The following is a 26582-nucleotide window of genomic DNA, read 5'->3' as shown; positions in this document are numbered from 1 at the left end:
TTATCTTTTTAATACAGTTTTGTTTTTTACCTTTTGGAGGGAATCATCCGTTTGGGTATACAATAAATAATGAAAAATATAAAAGCTGCCAGAGAAAAAAGAATCCCCATTATAATTCCGCAAGAGAGACTTTTCTGGGCGGCAGTGCCAAAAAACAGATTGGTAACAACCGCCAGCAAATTCATCAAACAGCTTTGAGCTGAAAGCCTTGCGGCCATACTTCCAGCATCTGCCACGGCTTCGCTCCTCAGGGCAAGGGATAAAGGGGCCAGAATACCGCAGGTACAGCGCAACAACAGCAGTGAAAGCCCCAGAATGCTCCAGGACAATGGAAGCGCCAATATGAGACACACAAGCGCAGTGCACAGTGAAACCAGCAACAGGACATTTTGCCGTCCCATCAATCTGCAAATGTGTTCCGAAAACAATGATGAAAAACCACACAAAACCATTGCTGCATGAAGTACACCCAATAAAGGGGATGGAAAACCGGCTGCGGTCATCAGGGGCTGGCTGAAAAAGACAGTGATGGTTTGGCAGGATTCCAGGAGCAAAGCGCTGCCGATGAGCAGCAGAATGACCCTTCCTTTGGGAAAAAGAGAAAGGAAAAATTGAAAAGAAAACTTTTGACTGATCTGCTGGCAGGGAACTTCTTTCAGACCAAAAGCGCATAACAAAGCGGCAGTATAAGCAAACACCGTCAGCAGTGCCGCCTCACTGTAATCCCCGGAAGGAAGAAAAGAAAAACAAAGATCCGCCAACAACAGCCCGGCAGTGGATGCCCCCTCATACAGCCCGAAGATGTGCTGCCGCTGACTGGAAGGTGTAACTGCTGTCAGATATGCGGCATCCACACCGGAGAAGCCCGCCAGGACCACTGCCAACAGCAGTCTTTCCAACAAAAAGAGAAAAAAGCCGTTTGCCTGCCAGAAAATGATTTTGGATAGCAGATAAAGCGCGCTGCAAAACAGCAGCGTGCGGCGATATCCGATACGCTCTGAAACAATCCCCCACGGCAGTTCCAGCACAATGGAAAGCCCAAGACTGATACCTTCCATCAGTGTGATCTGGAATAAGGATACCCCCCGCACCTGACGGTACAGCGTTGCTACAGGTGCATAAAAGACCAGTCCCTGCAGCAGCGCCAGCCAAAGCATCCGCCGTGCGCAGGGAGTACAGGAAAAATGCAGGACCATACAGGACCCTCCCGTTTTCAATATTTGATCAGATCAAAACAACAAAACCAGAGCCGTCATTGCGGCCCTGGTGAAAATGATTGTTTGAAAGATCAAAGGGGAAAACGGGACATAAGAGAAAACCATCCTTCAGACTGCCGGTTTAGTTCCTTGGGGAGAACTTTGCGTTTCGGAAATGCAGAAAACAGCATATGGCCGGGATGTCCTGCCCTGACTTCACACTTATCGGCCTGAAATCGGAAAGATCACGCTGGTTTTAAAAATACAGTGCTGCCACAGGAAGAAAATAAACAGCATCCAGGGAGCAGGCAGAATTTTTGGACGCACAGAATGATCTTTGCCGGCTGTTTTACAGAATTTATTGTACAGGAAAAGAAATCCATTGTAAAGGGGATGGGAAAAACGGAGGGGATTCTTGAACAAATTATGAATTTTGTTTTTTTTCCTTAAAATCATGAAAAAGCACTTGATTTTCCTGAAAATTAAGATAAAATAGTATACAGTTAGCAGTCAGATATGATGAGTGCTAAAAATAAGACTATAATACATCATGTTGGAGGTAATACCATATGAAGATCAGACCGCTGTGCGACAGAGTTGTTGTCAAGATGCTGGAAGTGGAGGAGACCACCAAGGGCGGCATCATCCTCACTGGTGCAGCTAAGGAGAAACCCACTGTGGCGGAGATCGTTGCGGTTGGCCCCGGCGGCGTTGTGGATGGCAACAAGGTGGAGATGTATCTGAATGTCGGCGATAAGGTGCTGCTGAGCAAGTATGCCGGTACCGAAGTCAAGCTGGATGGTCAGGAGTATACCATTCTCCGTCAGTCCGATGTTCTGGCTGTTGTGGAGTAATTCTTTTGTTCTTCAGCAATATCACTTTATTTGATAAAACAGTAGAGATTTAGGAGGAATTTACCTATGGCTAAGGAAATTATTTACGGCGAGAGCGCCAGAAAAGCGCTCCAGTCCGGTATCGATCAGCTGGCGGATACTGTCAAGATCACTCTGGGACCCAAGGGCCGCAATGTGGTGCTGGGCAAGAAGTTCGGCAGCCCCCTCATCACCAACGACGGTGTGACCATCGCCAAGGAGATCGAGCTGGATGATCCCTTTGAGAACATGGGCGCTCAGCTGGTCAAGGAAGTTGCCACCAAGACCAATGATGCTGCCGGTGACGGTACCACTACCGCTACTCTGCTGGCTCAGGCTCTGGTTCGTGAGGGCATGAAGAACGTTACCTCCGGCGCTAACCCCATGGTTGTCAAGAAGGGCATCCAGAAGGCTGTCAAGACCGCTGTTGACGCTGTTGTTGCCAACTCCCAGAAGGTTGCCGGCACCGAGGATATCGCCCGTGTAGCCACCGTTTCCTCCGGTGATGAGAACATCGGTAAGCTGGTCGCTGAGGCTATGGAGAAGGTTTCCGCTGACGGCGTCATCACCCTGGAAGAGTCCAAGACCGCTGAGACCTACAGCGAAGTGGTGGAAGGCATGCAGTTTGACCGCGGCTACATCACTCCCTACATGGTCACCGATACCGACAAGATGGAGGCTGTCATCGATGACGCTTACATCCTGATCACCGATAAGAAGATCAGCAACATCCAGGAGATCCTGCCTCTGCTGGAGCAGGTGGTACAGTCCGGCAAGAAGCTGGTTATCATCGCTGAGGACATCGAGGGCGAGGCTCTGGCTACCCTGATCGTCAACAAGATGAGGGGCACCTTCACCTGCGTCGCTGTCAAGGCTCCCGGCTTTGGCGACAGACGGAAAGAGATGCTCCGTGATATCGCTATCCTCACCGGCGGCGAGGTCATCACCGAGGAGCTGGGTCTGGAGCTGAAAGAGACCACCATGGCTCAGCTGGGCCGTGCAAAGCAGGTCAAGGTTCAGAAGGAGACCACCATCATCGTCGATGGCGCCGGCGACAAGAACGCCATCAAGGAGCGTGTTGCTCAGATCCGTGCTCAGATCGAGACCACTACCTCCGAGTTTGACAGAGAGAAGCTCCAGGAGCGTCTGGCTAAGCTGGCTGGCGGCGTAGCCGTCATCAAGGTCGGCGCTGCCACCGAGGTGGAGATGAAGGAGAAGAAGCTGCGCATCGAGGACGCTCTGGCTGCCACCAAGGCTGCTGTTGAGGAAGGCATCGTTGCCGGCGGCGGTACCGCTCTCATCAATGCTATGCCCGCTGTTGAGGCTCTGGTGAACACCCTGGAGGGTGATGAGAAGACCGGCGCCCGCATCGTGCTGAAGGCTCTGGAGGAGCCTGTCCGCCAGATCGCTGCCAACGCTGCTCTGGAAGGCTCTGTCATCATCGACAAGATCAAGACCAGCGGCAAGATCGGCTATGGCTTTGATGCTTACAACGAGACCTATGTGGATATGATCCCCGCCGGTATCGTTGATCCTACCAAGGTGACCCGTTCCGCTCTGGAGAACGCTGCTTCCGTCGCTGCCATGGTCCTCACCACTGAGTCCCTGGTTGCCGACAAGAAGGAGCCCGCTCCCGCTGCTCCCGCTCCTGACATGGGCGGCATGGGCGGTATGTACTAATCCGCAGTGCAATAAAAGAAAATATTCGCCTTCGGGTGAGAAAAAGGGCAGGTCCTTCCGGGGACCTGCCTTTTGTGTCTTCCTTTTCAGAGAAAGTGAAAAGGTGTTTTGTAAAAGTCCTTATTCCCAAATGTAGGACAGATCATACAAAGGTACAGCGCTTCTTCGCCGATAGAAAAGAAAAAATCCGCAGATTTTAAGTCTGCGGATTTTTTGTTGAGGTAATTTTGTTTTGGTAATTTTTATGATTCTCCGGATACTTCCACCAAAGCGCCATGGTCCAGAATGGTGGATTTTGCAGCATCCTTGTTTCCCCATTCCGTTCCGTCGGAGAAATAAACACTGTAGATGTAGAGTTTGACGGTTTTTACCCGATCTTCAATAAATTGATAGGAGATTGATGTGGACTTTCCAGCTCCTATGGCAGTATCTGTATACAGATTGTTTTGATTTTTCCAGCTGGTAATTTCATCTCCGTATACGTCGTAAGGAACAGCATAGAATTGGATTGCCGATATATCTTTTTCAGAGGTGTTGGTGATGGAGATAGTCAGCTCAGGGTATCCTATAATGGATGCCCCCATCTGAGCCGAAGCGGAGACTCCGCAGTCTCCGTCAAATTCAGATTGCTTTGCAGAAGCGGTAGGATTACTGGAATTTTCAGCTGTACCTGAGGAATTCCCGGAGCCTTGGGGGAGGTCGTTCCGCCGGAACTCAATATTCCCGTCAATATGGGCAGAAGGACAAAAATCATTAACAGCCAAAACCAGATTCTTTTATAAACCGGCGGTTTGTTCGATGCCCCGCATGACGGGCAGGTTTTGGCTGACGGGGCAATTTCCGCCCCGCAGACTTTACAGTGAATCATCTTACTCAATCTTGATTCCTTCCTCTCTTCCATCTAATAATTTAACTATATAGGCATAAAATAGCCTATATAGTTTATTAAATCATAGCATATGCGCCTATACAATTCAAGTGTGAATAAACTGATTGGGCGTGATTTTTTGGATTATTACAAAATAGGTCAAAGAATAAGGAAGTATCGGAAGGCGTGCGGAATGTCCCAGGAGCAGTTGGCAGAGCAGATTGGAATTTCCGTTACCCATATGAGCCATATTGAAACGGGTAATACCAAGTTGAGTTTGCCGGTATTTGTGGATATTGCAAGAGTGCTTGAAGTACAGACGGATGATTTGCTGTATGATTTTTTGCTGGATCGCAAAGCTTCGTGGAACGAGTTGACGCAGGTATTGGAAAACTGTACGTCACAGCAGATGCGTATTATTGTTGATGTGGCAAAAGCGACAAAGATTGCCCTGGAAAAGCATATGGAATCTTAAGGCAGGTAGTATATAGGTTTTATAATTTGCCTACAGAGAGATTGTTATTTCACGCATAATATTTTGCAAAAATAAGCCCCGGCAGGAACAGCTTCCTGCCGGGGCATCCGTTTATTGTTTAATTTTGTCTCTGTCCGAGATAAGTATTGGTGACCCCTAAATATACATTTTGACAAATAAATATGCATAAATGAATTTGACGCTGACATAAAAAACTATGTTCCCTTACAAAAACAATTGTGGGGGTACACTTTATGTCTAATTTCCGTTTCAATTACAACGATATCTATAAACAAGTCGCTATTGCTGACTTGACAGACGAACAAATTCAAGAGTTATTCCATCTTCTGCACACAAAGAAAAGTATACAACCTCAACTGACTAAAGAAGAAAGAGCATTTTTCCAATGTTGCAGAGAGCATAGAAATTATGCTAATAGCAAGGATTTGGATACTGTTGTCTGTCCTCATTGTGGTTCCGTTAAGGTTATCAAAAACGGAACAAGAAACAGTAGACAGAGATATTTCTGCAAGGATTGCAATAAGACATTCGGAGATACCAACGGCACCGTTGCCTTTCGTTCCAAATTGTCTATTGCTAAGTGGATTGAGTTTATCAAGTTGACCTTACAAGGTGAGAGTTGCCGTACCATTGCCAGAAATCTTGGGATCAACAAACAGACGGCACTACACAATCGGTATAGAATATGTGATGTTCTTCGCCAGTTTGTCAGCAATCAGGACGATTTCCGCAGTTTGGCAGAGAGTGACGAGTATTACTATCCCCTGTCCTTTAAGGATATAAAAGACCCTATGTTCTTCTTGGGTACACTTGGCAGAATGCCGTATACTCATAGAAGTGTTGATAAGAGAATTGAATATGTTGAGAAACAAGGATTTGATAATGATTTCTTACAGTCCCTTGATAAAAATGAAGAAATAGTCAAGGGTGAGTTGCTGAACTATGTCAATAAAGACGATTTAGGATCACAAGAAAAGTTTTCCAATGCGCTAAACCGTATGGATACGGAGAAAATCATTCAAGTCTTAAAGACCTTAAACGAGCAACAGCAGAAAAAGAGGGGAATCAGCAATCAGCAAGTATGCTGTCTGTCTTGTGTAGACACGAACCAAAACCATTTCTTGCAGACCGTTTGTGTCGGCAGAATACAGCCAACTCATATTGAAAAAGCCCTTGTACCCCACTTCTCGGATGATACTGTTCTGGTTACAGACAGCCATAGGGCATATAGGACGGTAGCCAACAAGCACAAGATACCATTAAAGCAAATCCCAAATGGAAAGCACACCAGCGGCAGATATAGTCTCGGTCATATCAATGGCTACCATCACAATATTAGTGATTTTATGTATTTATATCACGGTGTTAGTTCAAAGTTTCTCGACTACTATTTGGCTCTGTTCTACTGGATTGAGAAGAACAAGAGTAAGCCATATATCGAGCAAGCCTATGATATTATCACTTTACTGGCCAATCAGTCCAAGAAGATACCGCTTGCCAAGTTCAAGAATAAGTCTATCTCTTTCGACCTGAAAGGCATATTAGACTGATAAAAAATGTAAATTTTCCTTTCCGGAGTGAGACAAAAGAATAGAAGTATGCTATTATATAGGTGGTATTTAGAAACTTTTTGCTGATTTTCTACCTAAATAGATAATAAAACTGTTAAACAACTTTGGATTTGACAAAGGAGTGTGATTGTATGAAAAAGAATACTATTCTCAAAGTTGCAAGCATAGTTTTGGCTCTTGTAACCATTTTTGCAATCGTCTGTGCTGTTACAGTCACTGGTAGCGGTCTCTTGGATTTAAGCAATATTGTTAGAGCAATTTGTATTGGTGTTGCTGTGGTTTGTGGCATTCTTACAGTTGTTATTTGGAAATGCGCTAAACCGAAAGACTAAGAAATTGCATTTTGTTGACCTAAATAGTATATATGCCAAAAGGGGCAAAGTTCATTTTTAACTTTGTCCCTTTCTATTTATTTTCCAATGGACATTTATAGAAAATGAATAAGAAGGCCAATTATTCATACCAATACTTATCTCGGACAGAGACTTAATTTTTATTCTTCCTCTTCACCGTGGTCGTGGTCCACTTCCTCCAGTTTGCCCACGATCGGCTCCGGGTCGATGCCTTGGCGGCGATAGTAGTCCGCCAGAGTGGCTTTTACCGCCTGTTCCGCCAAAACAGAGCAGTGGACCTTTACCGGCGGAAGACCATCCAGAGCCTCCATCACCGCTTTGTTGGACAGCTGAAGCGCTTCCTCAATGGTGCGGCCCTTGATCATCTCGGTGGCCATAGAGCTGGTGGCGATGGCAGCGCCGCAGCCAAAGGTCTTGAAGCGGACATCGGTGATGACGTCGCCGTCAATTTTGAAATACATCTTCATGATATCGCCGCACTTGGCGTTGCCTACTTCACCCACACCGTCCGCGTCGGGAATTTCACCCACGTTCCGGGGATTGGCAAAATGGTCCATGACCTTCTCACTATACATCATTGTTTTTTCATCCTTTCCAAAAGGGGACTGCGCCCCGGTACAATTTTTACAGATCCTTGATCTTTTCCCAGACAGGGGACATACTCCGCAGCCGCTCCACAATGGGAGGTACCTGCTCCAGAATATAATCTACATCCTCATCGGTGGTCTGATCCCCCAGGGTCAGCCGCAGGGAACCGTGAGCCACTTCATGGGGCAGGCCGATGGCCAGCAGTACATGGCTGGGATCCAGGGAACCACTGGTGCAGGCGGAACCGGAGGAAGCGCAGATGCCGGCATAATCCAGCATCAGCAGCAGGCTCTCGCCTTCGATGCCCTCAAAAGAGAGATTGACATTGCCGGGCAGGCGATGCTGACGGTCACCGTTAAGGCGCACCTTGGGCAGCTTTATAAGGCCGTCAATGAGGCGGTCCCGAAGGGCGGTTACCCGGGGAGTTTCCTCCTCCATCTTTTCCACCGCTGCGGTAATGGCCTCGCCCAAGCCGACAATACCGGATACATTCTCCGTACCGGCACGACGGCCCTTTTCCTGGCCGCCGCCGTCAATAAGGTTGGGGGGAATAAAGCCCTTGCGGACGATGAGGGCGCCGACGCCCTTGGGTCCGTGAAGCTTATGGGCGGACAGAGAGAGCATGGTGATGTTCTGCTCCCGCACACTGATGGGCAGATGCCCCACCGCCTGGACGGCGTCGGTGTGGAAGCGAACCCCAGCCTCCTTGCAAACGGCTGCGATCTCACTGATGGGCTGAACTGTACCAATTTCGTTATTGGCGTACATGATGCTCACCAGAGCGGTATCAGGACGGATGGCCTGACGGACCTGCTCCGCGGTGACAAGCCCTTTGCTGTCCACCGGCAGATAGGTTACCTCAAAGCCCTCCTTTTCCAAGGCAGCGCAGGTGTGCAGGATGGCATGATGCTCAAAGTTGGTGGTGATCAGGTGACGCTTGCCCTGCTTGGCCAGCAGATGAGCGGTGCCCTTGAGGGCCCAGTTGTCGGCCTCGGAGCCGCCGGAGGTAAAGTAGACCTCGTTGGGTTCGCAGTCCAGGGCCGCAGCCACCTGCCGCCGGGCAGTTTCCACTGCGGTGCGGGCCTGACGGCCGATGGAATAGATGCTGGAAGGATTGCCGTACTGTTCCAGCAGCCAGGGTTTCATAGCCTCCAGCACCCGGGGACTGACCTGAGTGGTGGCGGCGTTATCGGCATAAACAAAGCGTTTCATAAAAGGATTTGTCTCCTTTCCAATAATCTCCAATGTCTTTTGACGTCCGGAGCGTTAGGCTCTGAACTAATAATATACTATTTTAGTCTATTTTTCAAGAGCTTTTTCAATGCTTTCGATAATTTTCGATCTGAGCTACCGCCAGCCGGTCACAGCGTTCATTTTCCGGATGGCCCGCATGCCCCCGGACCCAATAAAATTCCACCTGGTGGCGCTCCAGCTGGGTCAGCAGCCGCAGCCACAGATCGGTATTGGGCACCGGTTCGCCGCCGGATTTCTTCCAGCCCTTTCGCTTCCAGCCCCAGATCCATCCTTTGGTGATGCTGTCCACCAGATACTTGGAATCGCTGGTCAGCAGGACCTTGCAAGGCTCCCGAAGGGCTTCCAGCCCCATAATGGCAGCGGTCAGCTCCATGCGGTTGTTGGTGGTCTGGGCTTCGCCGCCGCTTAATTCTTTTTCAGCGGTCCCATAGCGCAGTACCGCACCCCACCCTCCGGGACCCGGATTGCCGGAACAGGCCCCATCAGTAAAAAGCTCAACTTCCTTCATGATTGATTCCTTTCTCGCCGGACAGACCGGTTTTTGCCTTTCCTATTATATCCAATCCTGCATGGGAAGGCAAGGCGGAAAAGCCTCCGGAATGGAGAATAAACAGAAAAGTGCCGATGATCGAAAAATATTGCTCAGTGATGGATTGGCATCCTTCTTCCAGGGCCATACTTTTCATGGAAAGAAATGAAAAAGAGGGAGGAAGAATCATGGAACAGCAGGTACTGCAAACAGGAACCACTGCTGCTATTTTATGTCCGCCAGGGGTGTCCGGTGAGGGCCGGTGCGCTGTGGGACTGAGGATAACCCCTTTGCTGGCGGGGGCGGCAGCGGCTCAGCTTCGGGGGAGGGAACGTGTGGCTGTTTGCTATGACGGCACCCCCGCAGGCAGAGCGGCGGCAGAGCTTTTTATGTCCTCTCTTTCTTTGGCGGGAGGCGATTGCCTGTGGCTGGGAAGCGCCGCGCCGGGCCCCTTTTATCATGGCTGGAGCAGGGGAGAATGTGCTTTGGGGATCTTTTTTCGCCAGAAGGAAGGAATAGAAGCACAAATAACCCTGCCGGGAGGTTTGCCGCTGACACGGCGCCGCCGGGCTCAACTGAACCTGGAACTGCTGCGTTTGTGGGAAAAAACGGAATGTCAGCCTTCCCTGCGGACAGGGCGCAGACTGGAGGCAGATCCTTTTCCGGCATACAGCGAGATGCTTTCCCATCTGCTGGGAGATCGGCTGATGGGCTGCTGCTGCCGTATTGAAGGGGGACCCTCTGTGCTGCGAAAACTGGGAAGCGCGGTGCTCTGCGCTGCCGGTGTGCGCCCCAGAGGGGGATGCGTATTGGTCCTTTCTGCCACAGGAGAGGAAGCATCCCTGCGCCTGAGGGATGGCACGGTGCTGCCATGGGAACGGCTGGTGGAGGATCTGTGCCGAACCCGGTTGGCGCGGGGGGAAGAAGTAGCGCTCCCTGAGGGGCTTTGTGCCCAGAGCGGGCAGTGGCCGGAAGGTTCAGGGGTGATGCGGTATCGTCCTGACGGAGAGGACCGGACAGCCAGAAGCCTGGCGATGCTTCATCCCTGGGTGCGGGATGGTTTGCTGGCAGGGCTGATGTGGATGACAGAGCAAAGAGAAAATTGTCGTTTTTAACAATAAAAGATTCACGCTATTGACAACTACGGCAAACAAACCTTATAATAAATACAGATTTCCGGCTTTAATTCCCAGATTCCGGAGGGATAGAAGGGCAAAAAGCTGATGAATGGACTGTTAGGCTGCGGGCCAAAGGGCCTGGGCCATTTGATAGAGCGGCCTTTTGTGGACGGGCTGCTTTCAAACAGCCGACCCTCCCCATAACGGTGGACGGAAGGCGGGCAAAAAGAAAAAGTGGATCCCATCCCATCGGCGGTACGGTAAAAAGCCGATGAGACACCCCACTCTTTCACACCGTGGCGGCGGGAAGGCCCCGTCGCAGAGAAGCTTTTATAAGGCAGATATCCATGCTCCGGCCATGGTTTTTTTGTTTTGCCCAAAAACCGTTTTCCTGTTTGAGGGAAAAGTAACCGATACAGTAGGCGCTCCCTTTTCGTATGGGGAAAGCCTGAAAACACTTTGAGAGCAATAGAAGCAATGACAAACATTAAATGGAGGAACGAACGTGACAGAAAAAAAGAATAATCAGAACAAGCCGGTGTCCAGAACACCTGCTTTGGACCGGCTGCTTCGGTTTCCCCAGGGTTTTACCGAGAAGCTGAAGAATCATCCTGAGGAAGAAGTGGACACCTCCGCCATGACCGGTGGGGAGGAGCAGAAAAAGCCTCAGGGACAGAAGAGAGGCACCCGTAAGCCTGCTTCAAAGCAGCCGGAGCAAAAGACACAGGGAGAGCAGAAACCCCGTCAGCAGCGCTCCCGGCAGAAAAAGGCTCCCACGGAACAGGTTCAGCAGTCCGCTCAGAAGAGCGCTTCCAAAACACCCCGGGGAGAAAAAGGGGAGGGTGGAAAGAATCTCCGCCAGCAGCCCCGCAAACAAAGCCCCAAGGCTCAGAGTGAGGAGCTTTCTCCTGCCGCCCAGAGCAGAAGAAGCAGCCAGTCACGCAAGGGCGGCAAAAGCCGGCTTCAGCGGAAAACACCCCTGAAGATCATTTCCCTGGGCGGCTTGGGTGAGATCGGCAAGAATATCACTGTTTATGAGTGTGAAAATGATATTGTGGTGGTGGACTGCGGTATCGCTTTCCCCGATGATGATCTGCTGGGAGTAGATCTGGTGATCCCGGATTTCACCTACCTGGTGCGCAACCGGGAGAAGGTGCGGGGCATCTTTATCACCCATGGACATGAGGACCACATCGGCGGCCTGGCTTATCTGCTCAAGGAAGTGAATGTGCCGGTATATGGTACCCCCCTGACCATCGGGCTGATTGAAGGGAAGCTGAAAGAACATGGACTTCTCAATAAATCCAAGCTCAATGTGGTCCATCCCCGGGATGTGATCCAGGCGGGATGCATGTCGGTGGAATTTATCCATGTCAATCATTCCATTCCGGACGCCTGTGCTCTGGCAATCCGTACCCCCGCAGGTGTGGTGATCCAGACGGGAGACTTCAAAATCGATTACACTCCCATTGAAGGGGATGTCATCGATCTGGCGCGGTTTGGCGAACTGGGCAATCAGGGTGTGCTGGCTCTGCTGGGAGACAGCACCAACGCGGAAAAGCCGGGCTCCACCCCCAGTGAGCGGACGGTGGGCTACAGCTTTGAAAAGCTGTTCCATGACGCCGGTCAGCGGCGAATCATCATTGCCACCTTCGCAAGCAATGTTCACCGTATTCAGCAGGTGATCGACGCGGCGGTGCGCACCGGACGGAAGGTGGCGGTATTCGGCCGCAGCATGGTCAATGTGGTGCAGAAGGCCACTGAGCTGGGTTACCTTACCGTTGAGGAAGGCACCATCATAGACATCGAGACCATGAAAAACTATACCGATGATCAGCTGGTCATCATCAGTACCGGAAGCCAGGGTGAGCCTATGAGCGCCCTTACCCGGATGTCCACCGGCGATCACCGCAAGGTCCACATCGGGCCCAATGATTATATCATCATTTCCGCTACCCCCATCCCCGGCAATGAGAAGCTGGTGGGTAAGGTGGTCAATGAGCTGATGAAATCCGGCGCGGAGGTTATCTATGAGCGGATGTATGATGTTCATGTTTCCGGTCATGCCTGCCAGGATGAGACCAGAACGCTGCTGGCCCTCACCAGACCCAGGTTCTTTATGCCAGTCCATGGAGAATACAAACATCTGGTAAAGAATGCTCAGGTCGCCCGGAGTATGGGATATGATGAGAAAAACATCATCATCAGCGACATCGGCAAGGTGGTGGAGACCGATGGTGTGGATATGAAAATCACCGGAATGGTCCCCTCCGGCCGTGTGCTGGTGGATGGACTGGGCGTGGGCGATGTGGGCAGTATCGTTCTGCGGGACCGCAAGCTCCTTTCGGAGGATGGTTTGGTCGTGGCGGTGGTATCCATCGACGGCGCTACAGGAGAGATCCTGGCCGGGCCGGACCTGGTTTCCAGAGGCTTTGTTTATGTCCGGGAGGCGGAGGACATGATGACCGACGCCAAGACCGTGGTGCGCAGAGCGCTGGAAGGCTGCCAGCTGACCGGCTTCAAGGACTGGGGTTCCATCAAGGGTAAGATTCGGGATGAGCTGTCGGAGTATATTTATACCCGTACCAAGCGTAAACCCATGATCCTGCCGGTGATCCAGGAAATCTGAGACGCTTTTGCCGCAGTGTGATGGCAAAGAAATGTGTTTGCTGTCCGTCGGTTTGCTCCGTCATCAGCAGCAAAACTTGAAAGAAAACCTTCTGCTTTTTCAGGGTACAATGCTCTGGAGAAAGCAGAAGGTTTTTTATAACTAAAATGGTGTGAACGAGGAAAAGGTTGAACCCGCCCGCTGAAAGCGGGCGGGCTCGCAAGCAAAAGGAGGCATAAATAGGAACTATCAGTTTAAATGAAGGCAGTGGCACGTTGCAGATGACAACATGGCCGTATTATTGTGGAGTGTCAGAACCACTCCCGGCGCCTTCCTGGGGAGGTGTCATGGCCATGCCGCCGCCCCGCTGGCCACCGCCTTGGAGGCTACCGCTTTGGGCACCGCCACCCCGTTGGCCGCCGCCCATCCCCATACCGCCGGGATTGGACTCTGAACCATCATTGGTGGATACGCTGCCGCCGTTGTTGGTGTAGGTTCCGTCAGTATCCAGAGCTGTATTGCCTGCTCCGTTGCAGGTCAGGTCCAGCACGCCGCCGTTAATGGTGAGATCTCCATTGGAATCGATGCAATCACCTTGAGAAACAATGGTGAAGGTACCGTCGTTAATAAGAATAAAACTGCTGGAGCTGGAGGAAAACTGATCCTGCTGTCCCCGGCCAAAGCCGGAACCGTCCGCGCCGCCTGCTCCATTGAGGCCATCATCATGGGAAACAATATCAAAGCTGCCGCCGTTAATGGTGAGAGACAGACCCTCTATACCTTCATAACAATAAGGAATAGTAAAGGTGCCGTCCTCAATGGTGACCGCGTCATCGGAGTGGATGGCATCATCTCCGCTGCTTAGGTTGAATTCCCCAGAGGTGATATACAACTCCCCGCCAGCATGAAAGCAGTCATCAACACTGTCTATGGTAAAAACACCGCCGTTAATGGTAAAGGTGCCTTCCCCTTTGATCCCTTTTTGGCTGGTAGTATCTTCGGATGCTGTGGAGCTGTCTGTTTGGGTGGCAGAACTGCCCCGCTGACCGGGACCAAAGGTGCTGCTGGTCATTGTTACACTGGCGCTGCCTTCCCCTGTGAATAAGTCGAAGGAGCCGCCGTCGATTTGCAGTGCTCCGCTGGCGCTGACGGCATCACCCTGCGCGTCGATATCAAAGCTGCCGCCAGCAATATAAAGGGAACCCAATGTGGTGTCATCCTCGTTTTCCGCGTGGATTCCATCTTTTCCTGAAACAATGGTGAAGCTGCCGTCAGCAATGGCAATGCAGTCCTTGCCGGACAGCCCCTGGCTTTCGGCTGTAATAATATACGTTCCCCCGGTAATGACCAGATCATCTTTGGATACCGCACCATGCCCCACGGGAGCATTGATGGTGAGCGTGCCTGTGCCATTGAGGGTCAGATCGGCTTTGGAAAAGATCACGCCGTCAATATTGTTCTCGTCAATGGCTACATACTCTCCGCCGTTTGTCAGTGTGTTTTCCGTATTGGCAGCCAGGGTGATGAATACTTTGTCAGCTTCCAAAACGTAAATGGGGGCGGATGTGCTGCTGGTGATCTCCGCGCCGCTGAGCACGATCTGTACCTTATCGGTATCACCGGCAGTGACGACAATTTGACCATCGGTGAGTGAGCCGGAGAAAAGGTACACGCCTTCTTCCTTCACAATAATCTGGCTGCCGCTGATGGTGACAGCATCAGAATCGCAGGAGGCGCTGCTGCCGTTGAGCTGTACTTTGATGGCAGAGCTTTCATCATAAGTTCCATCCAGGTCACGGTCGCTGAACTGCGAAGAAACATCCATCGTGCTGGTGGCAGCGGTGGAGCTGGATTGAGATGTCTCAGCCTGTATCTGGGAGCTGCCGGAGCTCTCCACCGTGGTTTGTTCCGATGAGCTCTGGCTCTGACAGCCACCTAAAACCAAAAGGGCGCAGAGCAGCAGAATAAAAGTTTTCCGGTGTATTTGTTTCATGGCGATGAATTCTCCTTTACAAGCCTGCCGCCACCGTATCCTGATGGCAGAGGGAAATTTCCAGATTCCCGTTGCGCAGCCGAAGCTGATCAATAAAACTTTTTTCCAGTCCTTGATTTTTCAGCGTCAAATCATAGCTGAGCTTGAAAAGACTGCCCATGTTGGTGGTTTTTACTTGGGTGAGGGTATATTGAGACGTGTATTTGTCCAGAATGGGTTCGAATACGCCCGCATAATCCAGGTCCTCCGGAATGGTGATGTGAAGAGTGCGGAAAAGGACTCTGTTTTTTCCTTCCCCCAGGCGAAGAGTGTTATAAAGCATCATCACTCCACCCAGAACTAACGCGAAAAGTACTCCGTAGGCAAGATAACCCATCCCTGTGATCAGCCCCGCTCCCATCGCGATAAAAATCGCGCCGATTTCACGGGCGGAACCAGGAGCGGAACGGAAACGCACCAGATTAAAGGTGCCCGCTACCGCTACGCCGGTACCAATGTTGCCGTTGACCATAAGAATCACAACACATACAACGGCAGGCAGAATGGCCAGAGTGACAGCGAAGCTTTTGCTGTAGTTGCAGCGCCATAAAGTTGTGACGCACAGCATCAGGCCAATGAGCAGAGAAACTCCGATGCACAGTAAAAAATGGCCGGGGGCAATGATCGTGGTGAGGGCGGTGTCAAAAATGCCGCTGAAAATCGTATCAAGCATATTTGCGGTCTCCTTCCTGGTGGGCAAGAATCATAGACTGATAGGCGGCGCCGTATTTGGAGAAGGATGTTTTGAACAGCCGCAGTTCTGATAAAATATGGACCATCCAAAGGGGGAGACTGCCGGCAGCCTTTACCTCCATCAGTACCCGATCAGCGGGAAGAATGGCGGTGCCCCTTGTGTCAGTATCCAGGGTCAGCATCTGACGGCGGTACCGGATCTCAGAATCAAATGTTACCCGGAACTGCTCATCCTCCATCCCCCGGTAGGAGTCCCGCTCGTAGGAAAGAAATACCATAGGGGCAAGGTTGCGGTAAAATTCCATGGTATATGCCAGCTCACGGCCGATTTGAGTATGGGGCCAGAGCTGGAAGCCGTCTACACAGTCCAACGCCGCAAGCTGGGGAAGAGATAATCTGCGCTTGTATACCACTGAGCGATATTTCTTTTTCAGCTCCACATAAACGGGATCTTCCATCCCCGCGGGGCCGTAGCTGCGTATCCGAAGCTTTTCTTTGTAAACCGGCCGTTCCAGACTGCGGCGGATCAGGCGAAAGTCAGGAGTATCCAAATAAAGATTGCGGATGGAACTGTGACTGTACTCATCCGGTACCATATAAGGCTCCATAGCTGCCAGAATCGCTTCCTGCTGGCGGCGGGTCATAACATATTTAAGCTCATATCGCTGAAATACCATTTGATTTTTCATTAACATCGACCGCCTTTGATTGGATTGTAAGGCCATTGTAAAAGGCGAAACATAATTGAAGTTAAAAGAAAATAAAGTTTTTGCTGACAAATGAAAACAGTCATGGTATTTTTTTAATTGGAATTAAAGTTGTTTTGTTATGGTAGAAAATATAAGAAAAAGGCGTTGTTCCACGGTGGGAAATGGATCTTTGCAGGAGTAGTCCGGCAAAACAAAGGTTCAGAAAATGGTGCGCTTCCCTCCCGGCTGGAATAAATCTGGGAAAGCGGATATCTCTCCCTATTCTTTAATTGTGGAACATCGCCTCAGGGAAGGATGGATGACAGTGCGCGTTTTGCTTGCGGAGGATGAAAAATCTTTATCCAGGGCGCTGGTGGCGCTGCTGGAGAAAAATAATTATTCCGTTGATGTGGTTTATGACGGCGAAGAGGCTTTAAGCTATCTGGAAGCGGGAAATTATGATGTTCTGGTGCTGGATATCATGATGCCCAAAATGGATGGCTTGACGGTGCTGCGGCGGCTGAGAGAAAAGGGAAATTCTGTGCCGGTGCTGATGCTCACAGCAAAATCGGAAGTGAGCGATAAGGTGCTGGGACTGGATATGGGAGCCAATGATTATCTGACCAAGCCTTTTTCCACACAGGAGCTGATGGCCCGTATCAGAGCCGTTACCCGCAGCCAAACCGGTCAGACCACCAGCCGCCTTTCTTTTGGCAACATTGTGCTGGACCAGACAACATTTGAGCTTTCATCCCCTGTGGGAAGCTTCCGGCTGGCCAATAAAGAATATCAGGTCATGGAGCTTTTGATGAGAAATCCCCGTCAGCTGATCCCCACAGAACGGTTTCTGGAGCGTATTTGGGGATATGACAGCGAGGTGGAGCTGAATGTGGTGTGGGTATATATCTCCTATCTGCGAAAAAAACTTTCCGCACTGGAGGCGTCCATCCAAATCAAGGTCACCCGCAACGCGGGCTATTCTCTGGAGGAATTGCCATGATCAAAAGATTGCGGTATAAATTTATCGCGGCCAGTATGTTTTCGCTGGCGGTGGTACTGTTCTTCATCCTGGGCGGCGTCAATTTTGTGAGTTACCAGAAAGTGATTCGTGACGCGGATGCTGTTTTGACCGTGCTGGGAGAGAATGGAGGAATGTTTCCAAAGCCCCATGGGGAGCAGCAGCCTGCGGATGGAGGCGGACAGGGGAAACCAATGAATCCTTCCTCCCCATGGGAAGGGCCTGAAGAAGGAAAAAAACGTCCCGAAGGACGGGGGCTATCCCCGGAGACACCCTATGAATCCCGTTTTTTCTCCGTGCTGGTGGATGAAAGCGGTCAGGTGCTCCAGACAGATACCGGACAAATCGCTGCCATAGATGATCAGGAAGCGGCGGAATATGCGCTGGAAGTGTTGAAATCCGGCAGGGAAAAGGGCTTTTTGGGCAATTACCGCTATTTCCGGCTGGATGAGGAGACTGGCAGCAGAGTGATTTTCCTGGATTGCAGCCGCAGCCTGTCCGGATTTCGTATGACGCTGCTGGCAAGTGTCGCTTTGGCCCTGGTGGGGCTGCTGTCGGTGTTGGTCCTGGTGCTGATTCTTTCCAAACGGATCATCAGACCCGTTGTGGAAAGCTACGAGAAGCAGCGGCAATTTATCACAGACGCAGGCCATGAACTGAAAACCCCCCTCACCATTATCGGCGCCGATACTGACCTTGCGGAGATGGAATGCGGCGAAAATCAGTGGCTCACAGATATCCGCAGGCAGACCCAGCGCTTGACAGGGCTGACCAATGATCTGATCTACCTTTCCCGCATGGAAGAGGAGGGAAATCAGCTTCAGCGGATCGAATTTCCCTTGTCCGATGTGGCGGAGGAAATGGCCCATTCCTTCCTTGCTCCCGCCAAAAGCCAGAATAAAGAATTTTCCATTGAGATTCAGCCCATGCTTTCTTACATGGGAGATGAAAAAGCAATCAGGCAGCTGATCTCCATTTTGTTGGATAACGCGCTGAAATATTCGCCGGTAGGAGGAAAAATGGCTTTTTCGCTGGAAAAGCAAGGGCGCAGTTTGCAGCTTATGGTTTCCAATACCACTGCTGAACCCATGGAACGGGACAAGCTGCCGCATATTTTTGACCGCTTCTATCGGGCGGATCAGTCTCGCAACAGCCAGACCGGCGGTTATGGGTTGGGGCTGTCCATTGCCAGAGGGATTGTGGCGGCCCATAAAGGAAAAATTTGGGCAGAAAGCCCGGATGGTACATCCTTGATGATCCGTGTAAATCTAACGGTATAAAGGTATGTAAAAAGCTGTTTTCAAAGCTCTCAGTATGTCTGAGGCAGAGCTTGGACAAAGATAAAACGTTGCTTTTGTTATGGATGAAAAATCCCCTTCATCCGGCTGCACGGCTGTAACGTTTCATATCCCTTGGAAAAGGGCGCTGGATTCAACAGGGAAAGATAAAAAAGACCGCCTCAAAGCTACAGTGTGTGCACTGCAGCTGAGGGCGGTCTTTGAAAATGAAAAGTTTTTTGGGGCTTTGGGCGATGGCTGAAATGCCTTTGGGAAGTTTTTTCGCACCTGTAGGGAAAGCTTTGGTTTTGTGTAAATTACAGGCCCAGAGCGGCTTTCAGCGCGTCCACACGGTCGGTCTTTTCCCAGGCAACATCCAGATCGGTACGGCCCATGTGACCGTAAGCGGCCAGCTGGCGATAGATCGGACGGCGCAGATCCAGCATCTTGATGATGGAAGTGGGACGCAGGTCAAACACCTTCTCCACAGCTTCTTCGATCTTCTCGTCTGCCACCACGCCGGTGCCGAAAGTGTTGACATTGATGGAAACAGGCTTGGCCACACCAATGGCATAGGCCAGCTGAAGCTCGCAGCGTTTGGCCAGTCCAGCCGCCACAATGTTCTTGGCCACATACCGGGCAGCGTAGGCGGCGCTCCGGTCCACCTTGGTGGGATCCTTACCGGAGAAGCAGCCGCCGCCGTGACGGCCCCAGCCGCCGTAGGTGTCGACAATGATCTTCCGGCCGGTCAGACCGCTGTCGCCCTGAGGACCACCCACCACAAAGCGGCCGGTGGGATTGACATAATAAACTGTGTTGGGCCGCAGAGAAGCAGGCACCACAGGCTCGATGACTTCCCGGATGATATCCTTCCGGATCTGCTCCTGGGTGACTTCTTCCCCATGCTGAGAAGAAATGACAATGGCGGTGATCTCCACAGGCTTGTCATCCTCATACCGGACAGTCACCTGGGTTTTTCCGTCGGGACGGAGATAAGGCAGGGTGCCGTTCTTACGGACCTCGGTGAGGCGGCGTGCCAGACGGTGGGCCATGGCGATGGGCATGGGCATCAGCTCGGGGGTGTCATCACAGGCAAAGCCGAACATCATGCCCTGGTCACCGGCGCCGTTGTTTTCCTCTGTCTCGCCTCCCTCTTTCGCTTCCTGGGAGCGATCCACGCCCAAAGCAATGTCCTGGGACTGCTCATCGATAGCGGTGAGGACGCCGCAGGTGGAGCCGTCAAAGCCGTATTTTGCACGGTCATAGCCAATGTCCAGAATCACCTGGCGGGCGATCTTGGGGATATCTACATAGCATTTGGTGGAGATCTCACCCATGATAAAGACATTGCCGGTGGTGACAGTAGTCTCACAGGCAACACGGGCAGTGGGGTCCTGGGCGATGATGGCGTCCAGGATGCTGTCGGAAATCTGGTCGCAGATTTTGTCGGGATGTCCTTCGGTGACCGACTCACTGGTAAAGAGGAAATTTCTCATGTTTTACCTTCCTTTCTGTGGCGGTGATGATGGAACATTCTGAAACGGGGTCTTTCTCCGCCGAAAAAAAGACGCCCGGAGAACCCGAGCGTCAAATAACTCATCTCTCGGAATACTCCGCAGAATTTGGCACCTTACCCCAAAGGCAGGTTGCCGGGCTTCACAGGGTCTGTTCCCTCCACCACTCTTGATAAGCAGAATGTTCAGTTGACTAAGACAGTATACACGGGCAACAAGGGAATGTCAAGAGGATATCCCCTTTAAGCTTCCACTTTTTTAGCGGGGGCTTTATGTTCACGGATGGTGTTGGATTTGATGAACACCGACAGACGCTTGTAAAGCAGCAATGTGACCAGGGAAAGAATGATGCCCTTGATGAGATTGAAGGGACCGGCGCCAAAAATGATGTAGGTATTCAGATCCCCAATGAGAGGATTGATCTCCCCGCAGACGGAGAAAATGGTCTCGATGGGCATGACATTGGAGAAGAAGGGAATGAGCATATACTTGTTGGTGAGCATGCCGATGATGACCATGGAAGCAGTGCCCAAAGACAGGCCGATAACAGCTCCTTTGCGGGTGTGCATCCGCCGATAGGCCACTGAGGCAATGACCGAAAAGGTGGAGATCATCAGAAAATCAGCCAGCTCCCCCACGCCGCCGGTAGAACTGGAGAAGAAATGGATGATGTCCTTGACCAGGGTGATCATGACTGCGGGAAGCGGGCCGAACATGAAGGCAGCCAGCAGACTGACAACTCCGCTCAAATCCACTTTCAGGAAGGGGGGCATGAAGGGCAGCGGAAATTCGATGAACATCACCGCTGTGGCAATAGCGGCAAACAGGGCGCTGTAGGTGAGCTTTTTGGTCTGGGTCAAAGTGTTGTTCATGTTGTGTTACCTCCAAACGACTGGGCGGAAGCTGTCCGCCGAAGCTTGCCGGAACCGGTGGGCACAGGGGAGGCTCAGCGCTTTCTGCCGGAAGCGTCAATTCCTCTCCGCTTTCAGCCCCATAAGGACCGGCAGCGTACATTTTGAGGTTTGTTCGGGGTTCTGTGGAAACAAAAACGCCCCCGATGTTTCCATCGAGGGCGAATGGTCGCGTTGTGAAAATTTTATTGCTACTCCCTGCTGTTTTGCGGAACTGGCAGGGAAAACAAACAAAACTTTCGCCGGCAGCCGTTTCTTTCATCCGGACTTGGTACCGCACAAAAGCGGTCTTTACCGTCGGAACCGGAATCTCACCGGACTCAGCCCTCAAACCAAAAAGGCCTGTGGGGTCGCGGTCTCGCAGCGTAAGCTGATTACCGCCGGTGGGGAATTTCACCCCGCCCTGAAACAAAACCAACTATAATATACCTTGGTTACAGGCTGTTGTCAAGAGGTGGGATAAAAACCGCTTTCTTGCCGGGATAAAAGAAGGCTCAGCAAACTTCCCGGGCTTCATAAAAACGCAGGGAAAGAAAATAGGAGATTGCCGCCAGCAGCGCCAGCAAAGGAAGTCCCACGGCGAAGAGCCAGAATAAAAAGGTACTGTCCGGGATATTGGAAAGTCCGCCGTTTGCTGCGGACAATCCGCCGAAACCGAGAACAAGAATACCCGCTACCAGCAGGCAGCTGAGAATCATCACCATCCTTCCCTTTTCCACCCCGAAGCGGATAATAAAGGGAAAGGACAGAAAGGAGACGAATCCCACCGGCAATACCCCGGACAATGTAGTTGTCAACAGTTCTCCTGCTTCCAACTGGGGATGAAATGCCATCATCACCAGATTGAACAGGAAATTGAGAACCAGAATAGTTGTCATCAGCAGCAATGTCAGCAGATATTTTGCCTGCACCAGCTGCCGCCGGGATACCGGCCCCGCCAGAGCAGCCCGGTCCCATTTGTTATACTGGTCATAGTTCCAGGCGGACAGGGGAAGAGTGAGAAGTATCACCGAGGTCATGCTGACAAAAAAGGAAGCCATCCCGCTATAGGCCCCCACAGCCCCGAAAACCAGCAGATACAAAGTGTAAATGCGGGCATAACGCTTCCACAAATAAAGATCCTTGAGAATCAGTCCCTTCATGGTTGGTCAGCCTCCCTTACCACAAAAGCCATAACATCTTCCAGCGTGGGCGCATCCACAGTCAGTTCCGGATAGGCTTGCTGAAAGCCACGTCTGTCCTTCACCAGTGCCTCAAAGCCAAAAGAACCGGTGCGAAGTCCCGTCAGCAGATGCTCATCCAGGCCCTCCAGCTGCTGCCGGCGGCCCTTCAAAATGCCGTATTCTTCCAAAAGCCGATCTTTTTCCGCTGTCAGAAGCAGCCGTCCCTTATGGAGAAAAGCTACTTGATCGGCAATCTTTTCCAGATCGCTGGTGATATGGGAGGACAGCAGAATGCTGTGATGCTCATCCAGCATAAATTCCCGGAACAAATCCAGAATTTCCTCCCGCACCAAAGGGTCCAGTCCGCCGGTGGGTTCATCCAGCAGCAGCAGCTCCGCTCCATGGGAGAGGGCGGCGGCGATGGACAGCTTCATCTTCATGCCCCGGGAAAAATCCTTTACCGGCTTGTTTACCGGCAGATTCATCCGCCCAAGGAGAGCCTGAAAACGCTCCGGCTGCCAAAGACCATACATCCCAGCCAGGATGTTTCCAATCTGTGTGGGGGTGAATAGTTCCGGATAGGGACACTCGTCAAAAACCACGCCTACCTTCTCATGAGTTTCCGCGTTTTCGGGGGAACTGTCCAGCAGGATGGTCTCCCCGCTGTCGCTGCGGGTCAGCCCCAGCAAAAGCCGGATAAGTGTGGTTTTGCCCGCTCCGTTTGCACCCACCAGCCCCATCACTGTTCCCCGGGGCAAAGCCAAATCCACCGGACCAAAGGTGAAGCCGGGATATTGTTTGGTCGTTCCCGTCAGGGAAAAAGCCCATTGTTCCATCATATTCCTCCAGTTCTTTGGAGGGCCTCACTCCTGGGCGCTGAACAGCAGCCGGAGTATCTCCTCCATCTCATCCAGGGGGACGTCCCCGGCGTGGGCCGCTTCCACCGCCCGCTGGAGATGCTCCTCCACTTCCAGGCGGTGCCGCTCACGCAAAGCTTCCGGGTCTACCCCAGCCACGAAACAGCCCTTGCCGGCCATGGTGGTGATCAGCCCCTGCCTTTCCAGCTCCTCATAGGCACGCTTGGTGGTGATGACGCTGATCTCCAGCTCCCGGGCCAGCTGCCGCATGGAGGGCAGAGAATCCCCTTCCTTCAGCTGACCGGTAAGAATCAGCTTCTTGATCTGGGTGACGATCTGTTCGTAAATCGGCACGCCGCCGCAGTTGCTTAAAACGATTTCCAAATCCCCTTTTTCCCCCTTTCCTTCCAAAGAAGGCGCCTTCTCCGGAAACGAACTGTATATACTGTACATATACAGTATCACATAGCTGAGAAGCTGTCAAGTTGAAAACTGAAAAAATTTTAAATAGCCTCCCAAAAGGCATGGGGACAGGACGCAGTTTTGCAAGGAGAAGCGGAAAAGAGCAGGAGATTCCACAGGCATTGTGGAATCTGTTTTGAAAACTTGTGAAAAACTCGTGAATTTTCCCCAAGGTTTTTCCGGAAAAAGAAGGATTCTTGCTTTTTCGGTACTGGTAGGGTACAATAGTCCTGCCCAATGTGAAGAAAAATCCCGAAACAGATCGTTTTATGATCCGGAGAACCGGATTTTTGACAAAATGGGGAAATTTTGCCCCATGTTTGATGGAGGAATGAATCCATGGCGGAACAAATGCCAAAAAAGAAACGGAAAAAAAGCGGCTGCGGAATGATTCTGCTGGTGATGGTGCTGCTGGTACTGCTGGTTTGCGGTGGGCTGCTCCTCTGGGTACGGGGGGAGATCAGCGGAAAAAATGGTGGGGAAACTGTAACGGTGGAAATCCCCCAGGGCGCCTCTACAACAACCATTGCCAACCGTCTGGAAGAAGCGGGAGTGATCGGAAATCCCATGATTTTCCGGCTGTATTCCAGGTTTGTGGCCAAGGCCGATGGAACCTATCAGTACGGCACCTTTGAACTGGCCCAGTCCAGCTCCTATGATACCATTATTACCGCCCTCCAGCAGACTGCTCATTACCAGGAGACGGTGACGGTGACCTTCCCCGAGGGCTACAATGCCTTCCAGATGGGAGATGTACTGGAGCAAGCAGGCCTGTGTACTCAAGAGGAATTCATTGAGGCGGTCAATACCCATGACTTCGATGTGGGATTTTGGGACGAGATCGGCAAAGATCCCCTCAAGCTGGTGCGGCTGGAGGGATACCTTTTCCCTGACACCTATGAGTTCTTTGCTGACGAGGATGTGGATTCCATCATCACCAGAATCCTTAAAAATTTTGAAACCAAGGTTCTTACTGATGAGCGCCGGGCGGAAATTGACGCCTCCGGCTATACGCTGGATCAGCTGGTGACCCTGTCCGCCATTGTGCAGAAGGAATCCTTTGAAAAAGATGAGATGGCAACGGTGGCCTCCGTGTTCATCAACCGTCTGCAGCCGGATTCTCCTGTGCCCCGCCTGGAAAGCGATACCACCGGCAACTATATCCGGGATTATCTGCTGCCTTATCTGGGAGGAGAGGCCAGCGAGGAACAGCTGAATTTCTACGATTCCTACGCTGTTTCCGGTATCCCAGGCGGCTGCATCGCCAATCCCGGTCTGGATGCCATTGACGCGGTGCTCCATCCTGCTGACACCAATTACTATTATTTTGTCACAGATATTGAGTACACCTATTATTACGGCGTTACCTGGCAGGATCACCAGAACAATATCGCCAAGGCCAAGGCGGTAAACCTGGAACACGGTAAGGTGGGACTGTGATCGGAATGGACTATCAGCCCCTGGAGCGGGAATTCTTTCTCCGGGACAGCGTTACACTGGCCAAAGATCTTCTGGGCCGGCTGATGGTGCGGACAACGGAAGAAGGAATAACCGTTTGCCGCATCACTGAAACGGAGGCCTATGCCGGTCCTGACGATCCGGCTTGTCACTCCTATGGCAGAAGGGCTCCCGATGGCCGCACCAATGTGATGTATCAGCCGGGAGGAGCGGCCTATATCTACCTGATCTATGGGATGTACAGCTGCTTTAATGTAGTTGCGGGCCCAAAGGACTTTCCTGAGGCAGTGCTGATCCGCTCTGCCCAGCCGGTGGAGGGAACAGCCCTGATGACTGCCCGTCGGAAAGGTGCGGCGGAGAAAAATCTTCTTACCGGTCCCGGAAAACTCTGTCAGGCCATGGAAATTACCAAAAAGCTGTACGGCGTTCCATTGTGGCAGAAAGGAGAACTGTTTCTGGCTCAGGGGACTGCCGTAAAAGAGGAAGAAATTGCCGCTGGGCCGCGAATCAATGTGGATTATGCTGGTGAGGCGGCTGGTTGGCCCTACCGTTTCGTGATCCGGGAAAGCCGGTATCTGTCTGTGCCTATGAAAGAGAAAAATGCCGCTGCTGTCAGTGTTTAAAGGAATCAAAAGCTGGAAGGACAGCAGAAAACAGTGCAATTGCTGCTGACTGGAAAATTTGGCGACGATAACTGACGAGAAGGGCTTTCCTGATTTTTAAATGACAAATCTAAAATGCCCGCTGACGCTTAAAACGTTGGCGGGCATTTTTGTTGTCAATGGAAACCACCGGCTCTGCCGGTGGAGACATCCCATAAAAACTTTAGCTTCAAGCATCGAGCGAAGCGAGCTGCAAGGAGCAAATTTTCGTCCATGGAAAAAACTTACAAGGAACGTCAATTGCCCGTTTACGGGCTGCGGAGCAAGTGATGCAAGCGAAATAACATTCAGTGCGTCTTAAGACGCGGGCCGGTAATATGCCCTTCTAGGGCTGGTGCAAACCACCAGTTCAACTGGTGGTTTTGATTGAAGAGAAATAGATTTAGTCGGGAGAGATGCCCTGTCAGGAATGCTGCGTTTTATCATTGGATGAAGCAAACTGCCGACAGCGAATCTTTAGAAGCAAAAAAAGATTGCTGGGAGTTGGTTTACAGGCTGTGAGGCGAGGAAAATGATATAGGCGCTGTGTCTAAAGGGGCTTGGCGGATGAAGACCCTTATAAATCCTGATTAAACCAGTGGATATGATTTCCGCCAAAGAAGGGAGACAAAATCTGTTTTATCAGGGGAAAGACACGGATGCGGGGGAACAGGGAGAAAAGCTGGGACGGAATCTGGAATGGCCGCTATGATAAAAACTGCTGTACAGGCGAA

The 26582-nt window shown here is 51.3% G+C and carries 26 protein-coding genes, 1 pseudogene and 2 riboswitches; of the genes and pseudogenes, 13 read left to right on the top strand and 14 right to left on the bottom strand.

What is annotated here, in order from left to right:
* Window positions 1-26: 26 nt before the first annotated feature.
* Window positions 27-1196, bottom strand: coding sequence for an MFS transporter (locus tag BQ5383_RS01490; protein ID WP_071429044.1), 1170 nt, complete (start codon window positions 1194-1196; stop codon window positions 27-29).
* 569 nt (window positions 1197-1765) lie between these two features.
* Here BQ5383_RS01490 and BQ5383_RS01480 point away from each other — a divergent pair.
* Both BQ5383_RS01480 and groL read left to right on the top strand, forming a co-directional pair.
* Window positions 1766-2050, top strand: a complete 285-nt coding sequence (locus tag BQ5383_RS01480; RefSeq protein ID WP_071429042.1) for a co-chaperone GroES — start codon at window positions 1766-1768, stop codon at window positions 2048-2050.
* A gap of 66 nt (window positions 2051-2116) precedes the next feature.
* Complete coding sequence (groL, locus tag BQ5383_RS01475; protein WP_071429041.1) at window positions 2117-3748, top strand: chaperonin GroEL; 1632 nt, start codon at window positions 2117-2119, stop codon at window positions 3746-3748.
* A gap of 242 nt (window positions 3749-3990) precedes the next feature.
* Here groL and BQ5383_RS01470 read toward each other — a convergent pair whose 3' ends face one another.
* Both BQ5383_RS01470 and BQ5383_RS21740 read right to left on the bottom strand, forming a co-directional pair.
* Window positions 3991-4512: a hypothetical protein gene (locus BQ5383_RS01470; protein ID WP_071429040.1), complete on the bottom strand. Its 522-nt coding sequence runs from the start codon at window positions 4510-4512 to the stop codon at window positions 3991-3993.
* Window positions 4513-4550: 38 nt separating this feature from the next.
* Window positions 4551-4616, bottom strand: a pseudogene (locus BQ5383_RS21740) (zinc-ribbon domain-containing protein); the annotation flags it as partial.
* A gap of 91 nt (window positions 4617-4707) precedes the next feature.
* Here BQ5383_RS21740 and BQ5383_RS01465 point away from each other — a divergent pair.
* From BQ5383_RS01465 to BQ5383_RS01455, 3 genes are all read left to right on the top strand, one after another.
* Window positions 4708-5091 carry a helix-turn-helix domain-containing protein gene (locus BQ5383_RS01465; RefSeq protein WP_071429039.1) on the top strand — a complete coding sequence of 128 codons (384 nt, stop codon included), beginning with the start codon at window positions 4708-4710 and terminating at the stop codon, window positions 5089-5091.
* A gap of 254 nt (window positions 5092-5345) precedes the next feature.
* Window positions 5346-6662 carry an IS1595 family transposase gene (locus tag BQ5383_RS01460; protein WP_071429038.1) on the top strand — a complete coding sequence of 439 codons (1317 nt, stop codon included), beginning with the start codon at window positions 5346-5348 and terminating at the stop codon, window positions 6660-6662.
* 152 nt (window positions 6663-6814) lie between these two features.
* The gene (locus tag BQ5383_RS01455) at window positions 6815-7015 is read left to right on the top strand and encodes a hypothetical protein (RefSeq protein ID WP_071429037.1); all 201 of its coding nucleotides are present in this window, start codon (window positions 6815-6817) and stop codon (window positions 7013-7015) included.
* A gap of 161 nt (window positions 7016-7176) precedes the next feature.
* Here the strand turns inward: BQ5383_RS01455 and nifU are convergent, their stop codons facing one another.
* The 3 genes from nifU to rnhA all read right to left on the bottom strand — a co-directional run bounded on the left by nifU (window position 7177) and on the right by rnhA (window position 9386).
* The gene (gene nifU, locus BQ5383_RS01450) at window positions 7177-7614 is read right to left on the bottom strand and encodes a Fe-S cluster assembly scaffold protein NifU (RefSeq protein WP_071429036.1); all 438 of its coding nucleotides are present in this window, start codon (window positions 7612-7614) and stop codon (window positions 7177-7179) included.
* Window positions 7615-7660: 46 nt separating this feature from the next.
* The gene (gene nifS, locus BQ5383_RS01445; protein ID WP_071429035.1) at window positions 7661-8836 is read right to left on the bottom strand and encodes a cysteine desulfurase NifS; all 1176 of its coding nucleotides are present in this window, start codon (window positions 8834-8836) and stop codon (window positions 7661-7663) included.
* A 106-nt stretch (window positions 8837-8942) separates the two neighbouring features.
* Complete coding sequence (gene rnhA / locus BQ5383_RS01440; RefSeq protein ID WP_071429034.1) at window positions 8943-9386, bottom strand: ribonuclease HI; 444 nt, start codon at window positions 9384-9386, stop codon at window positions 8943-8945.
* 209 nt (window positions 9387-9595) lie between these two features.
* On the opposite strand from rnhA, the gene BQ5383_RS01430 reads away from it, so the two are divergent.
* Together BQ5383_RS01430 and BQ5383_RS01420 are read left to right on the top strand one after the other, a co-directional pair.
* Complete coding sequence (locus BQ5383_RS01430; protein WP_071429032.1) at window positions 9596-10522, top strand: hypothetical protein; 927 nt, start codon at window positions 9596-9598, stop codon at window positions 10520-10522.
* 640 nt (window positions 10523-11162) lie between these two features.
* The gene (locus BQ5383_RS01420; protein ID WP_076944443.1) at window positions 11163-13154 is read left to right on the top strand and encodes a ribonuclease J; all 1992 of its coding nucleotides are present in this window, start codon (window positions 11163-11165) and stop codon (window positions 13152-13154) included.
* A gap of 277 nt (window positions 13155-13431) precedes the next feature.
* Here the strand turns inward: BQ5383_RS01420 and BQ5383_RS01415 are convergent, their stop codons facing one another.
* Genes BQ5383_RS01415 through BQ5383_RS01405 form a run of 3 tightly spaced genes read right to left on the bottom strand, consistent with a single transcriptional unit; the run spans window position 13432 to window position 16547 of the window.
* Entirely contained in the window at window positions 13432-15126 is a 1695-nt protein-coding gene (locus BQ5383_RS01415) for a carbohydrate-binding domain-containing protein (protein ID WP_071429030.1), read from the bottom strand.
* Window positions 15127-15142: 16 nt separating this feature from the next.
* Window positions 15143-15838 (bottom strand): DUF4956 domain-containing protein, encoded by a 696-nt coding sequence (locus tag BQ5383_RS01410; protein WP_071429029.1) that lies wholly within the window; start codon window positions 15836-15838, stop codon window positions 15143-15145.
* Window positions 15831-16547 (bottom strand): polyphosphate polymerase domain-containing protein, encoded by a 717-nt coding sequence (locus tag BQ5383_RS01405; protein WP_071429028.1) that lies wholly within the window; start codon window positions 16545-16547, stop codon window positions 15831-15833. The genes BQ5383_RS01410 and BQ5383_RS01405 overlap by 8 nt, the downstream gene beginning before the upstream one ends.
* A 325-nt stretch (window positions 16548-16872) precedes the next feature.
* On the opposite strand from BQ5383_RS01405, the gene BQ5383_RS01400 reads away from it, so the two are divergent.
* From BQ5383_RS01400 to BQ5383_RS20525, 3 genes are all read left to right on the top strand, one after another.
* Window positions 16873-17547 carry a response regulator transcription factor gene (locus BQ5383_RS01400; RefSeq protein WP_071429877.1) on the top strand — a complete coding sequence of 225 codons (675 nt, stop codon included), beginning with the start codon at window positions 16873-16875 and terminating at the stop codon, window positions 17545-17547.
* Window positions 17544-18845, top strand: a complete 1302-nt coding sequence (locus BQ5383_RS01395; RefSeq protein ID WP_071429027.1) for a sensor histidine kinase — start codon at window positions 17544-17546, stop codon at window positions 18843-18845. Before BQ5383_RS01400 ends, BQ5383_RS01395 begins: the two co-directional genes overlap by 4 nt.
* 79 nt (window positions 18846-18924) lie before the next feature.
* Window positions 18925-19104, top strand: a complete 180-nt coding sequence (locus tag BQ5383_RS20525) for a hypothetical protein (RefSeq protein ID WP_139193316.1) — start codon at window positions 18925-18927, stop codon at window positions 19102-19104.
* Between the two features lie 55 nt (window positions 19105-19159).
* Here BQ5383_RS20525 and metK read toward each other — a convergent pair whose 3' ends face one another.
* From metK to BQ5383_RS01370, 5 genes are all read right to left on the bottom strand, one after another.
* The gene (metK, locus tag BQ5383_RS01390) at window positions 19160-20338 is read right to left on the bottom strand and encodes a methionine adenosyltransferase (protein ID WP_071429026.1); all 1179 of its coding nucleotides are present in this window, start codon (window positions 20336-20338) and stop codon (window positions 19160-19162) included.
* A gap of 97 nt (window positions 20339-20435) precedes the next feature.
* Window positions 20436-20535, bottom strand: a riboswitch (SAM riboswitch).
* A gap of 63 nt (window positions 20536-20598) precedes the next feature.
* A complete protein-coding gene (locus BQ5383_RS01385; protein WP_071429025.1) occupies window positions 20599-21228 on the bottom strand; it encodes an ECF transporter S component in 630 nt (209 codons plus the stop codon).
* A gap of 285 nt (window positions 21229-21513) precedes the next feature.
* A riboswitch (FMN riboswitch) is annotated at window positions 21514-21682 on the bottom strand.
* Between the two features lie 79 nt (window positions 21683-21761).
* On the bottom strand, window positions 21762-22409 hold the full coding sequence (locus tag BQ5383_RS01380) for an ABC-2 transporter permease (RefSeq protein ID WP_071429024.1): 648 nt from the start codon (window positions 22407-22409) through the stop codon (window positions 21762-21764).
* Window positions 22406-23269: an ABC transporter ATP-binding protein gene (locus tag BQ5383_RS01375; protein ID WP_235821913.1), complete on the bottom strand. Its 864-nt coding sequence runs from the start codon at window positions 23267-23269 to the stop codon at window positions 22406-22408. The genes BQ5383_RS01380 and BQ5383_RS01375 overlap by 4 nt, the downstream gene beginning before the upstream one ends.
* Window positions 23270-23293: 24 nt before the next feature.
* Window positions 23294-23671 carry a GntR family transcriptional regulator gene (locus BQ5383_RS01370; protein WP_071429873.1) on the bottom strand — a complete coding sequence of 126 codons (378 nt, stop codon included), beginning with the start codon at window positions 23669-23671 and terminating at the stop codon, window positions 23294-23296.
* A 202-nt stretch (window positions 23672-23873) separates the two neighbouring features.
* Between BQ5383_RS01370 and BQ5383_RS20960 the strand changes: the two genes are divergently transcribed.
* Genes BQ5383_RS20960 through BQ5383_RS01360 form a run of 3 tightly spaced genes read left to right on the top strand, consistent with a single transcriptional unit; the run spans window position 23874 to window position 25830 of the window.
* Complete coding sequence (locus BQ5383_RS20960) at window positions 23874-24140, top strand: hypothetical protein (protein ID WP_172724572.1); 267 nt, start codon at window positions 23874-23876, stop codon at window positions 24138-24140.
* Complete coding sequence (mltG, locus tag BQ5383_RS01365) at window positions 24089-25189, top strand: endolytic transglycosylase MltG (RefSeq protein WP_071429023.1); 1101 nt, start codon at window positions 24089-24091, stop codon at window positions 25187-25189. The genes BQ5383_RS20960 and mltG overlap by 52 nt, the downstream gene beginning before the upstream one ends.
* A gap of 5 nt (window positions 25190-25194) precedes the next feature.
* Window positions 25195-25830: a DNA-3-methyladenine glycosylase gene (locus BQ5383_RS01360; protein WP_071429871.1), complete on the top strand. Its 636-nt coding sequence runs from the start codon at window positions 25195-25197 to the stop codon at window positions 25828-25830.
* Window positions 25831-26582 lie beyond the last annotated feature (752 nt).

It is taken from the genome of Angelakisella massiliensis (assembly GCF_900104675.1).
Classification (GTDB): Bacteria; Bacillota; Clostridia; order Oscillospirales; family Ruminococcaceae; genus Angelakisella; species Angelakisella massiliensis.
Note: the sequence above shows the minus strand (reverse complement) of the source record. Positions and strands in the feature narration are given on the sequence as shown.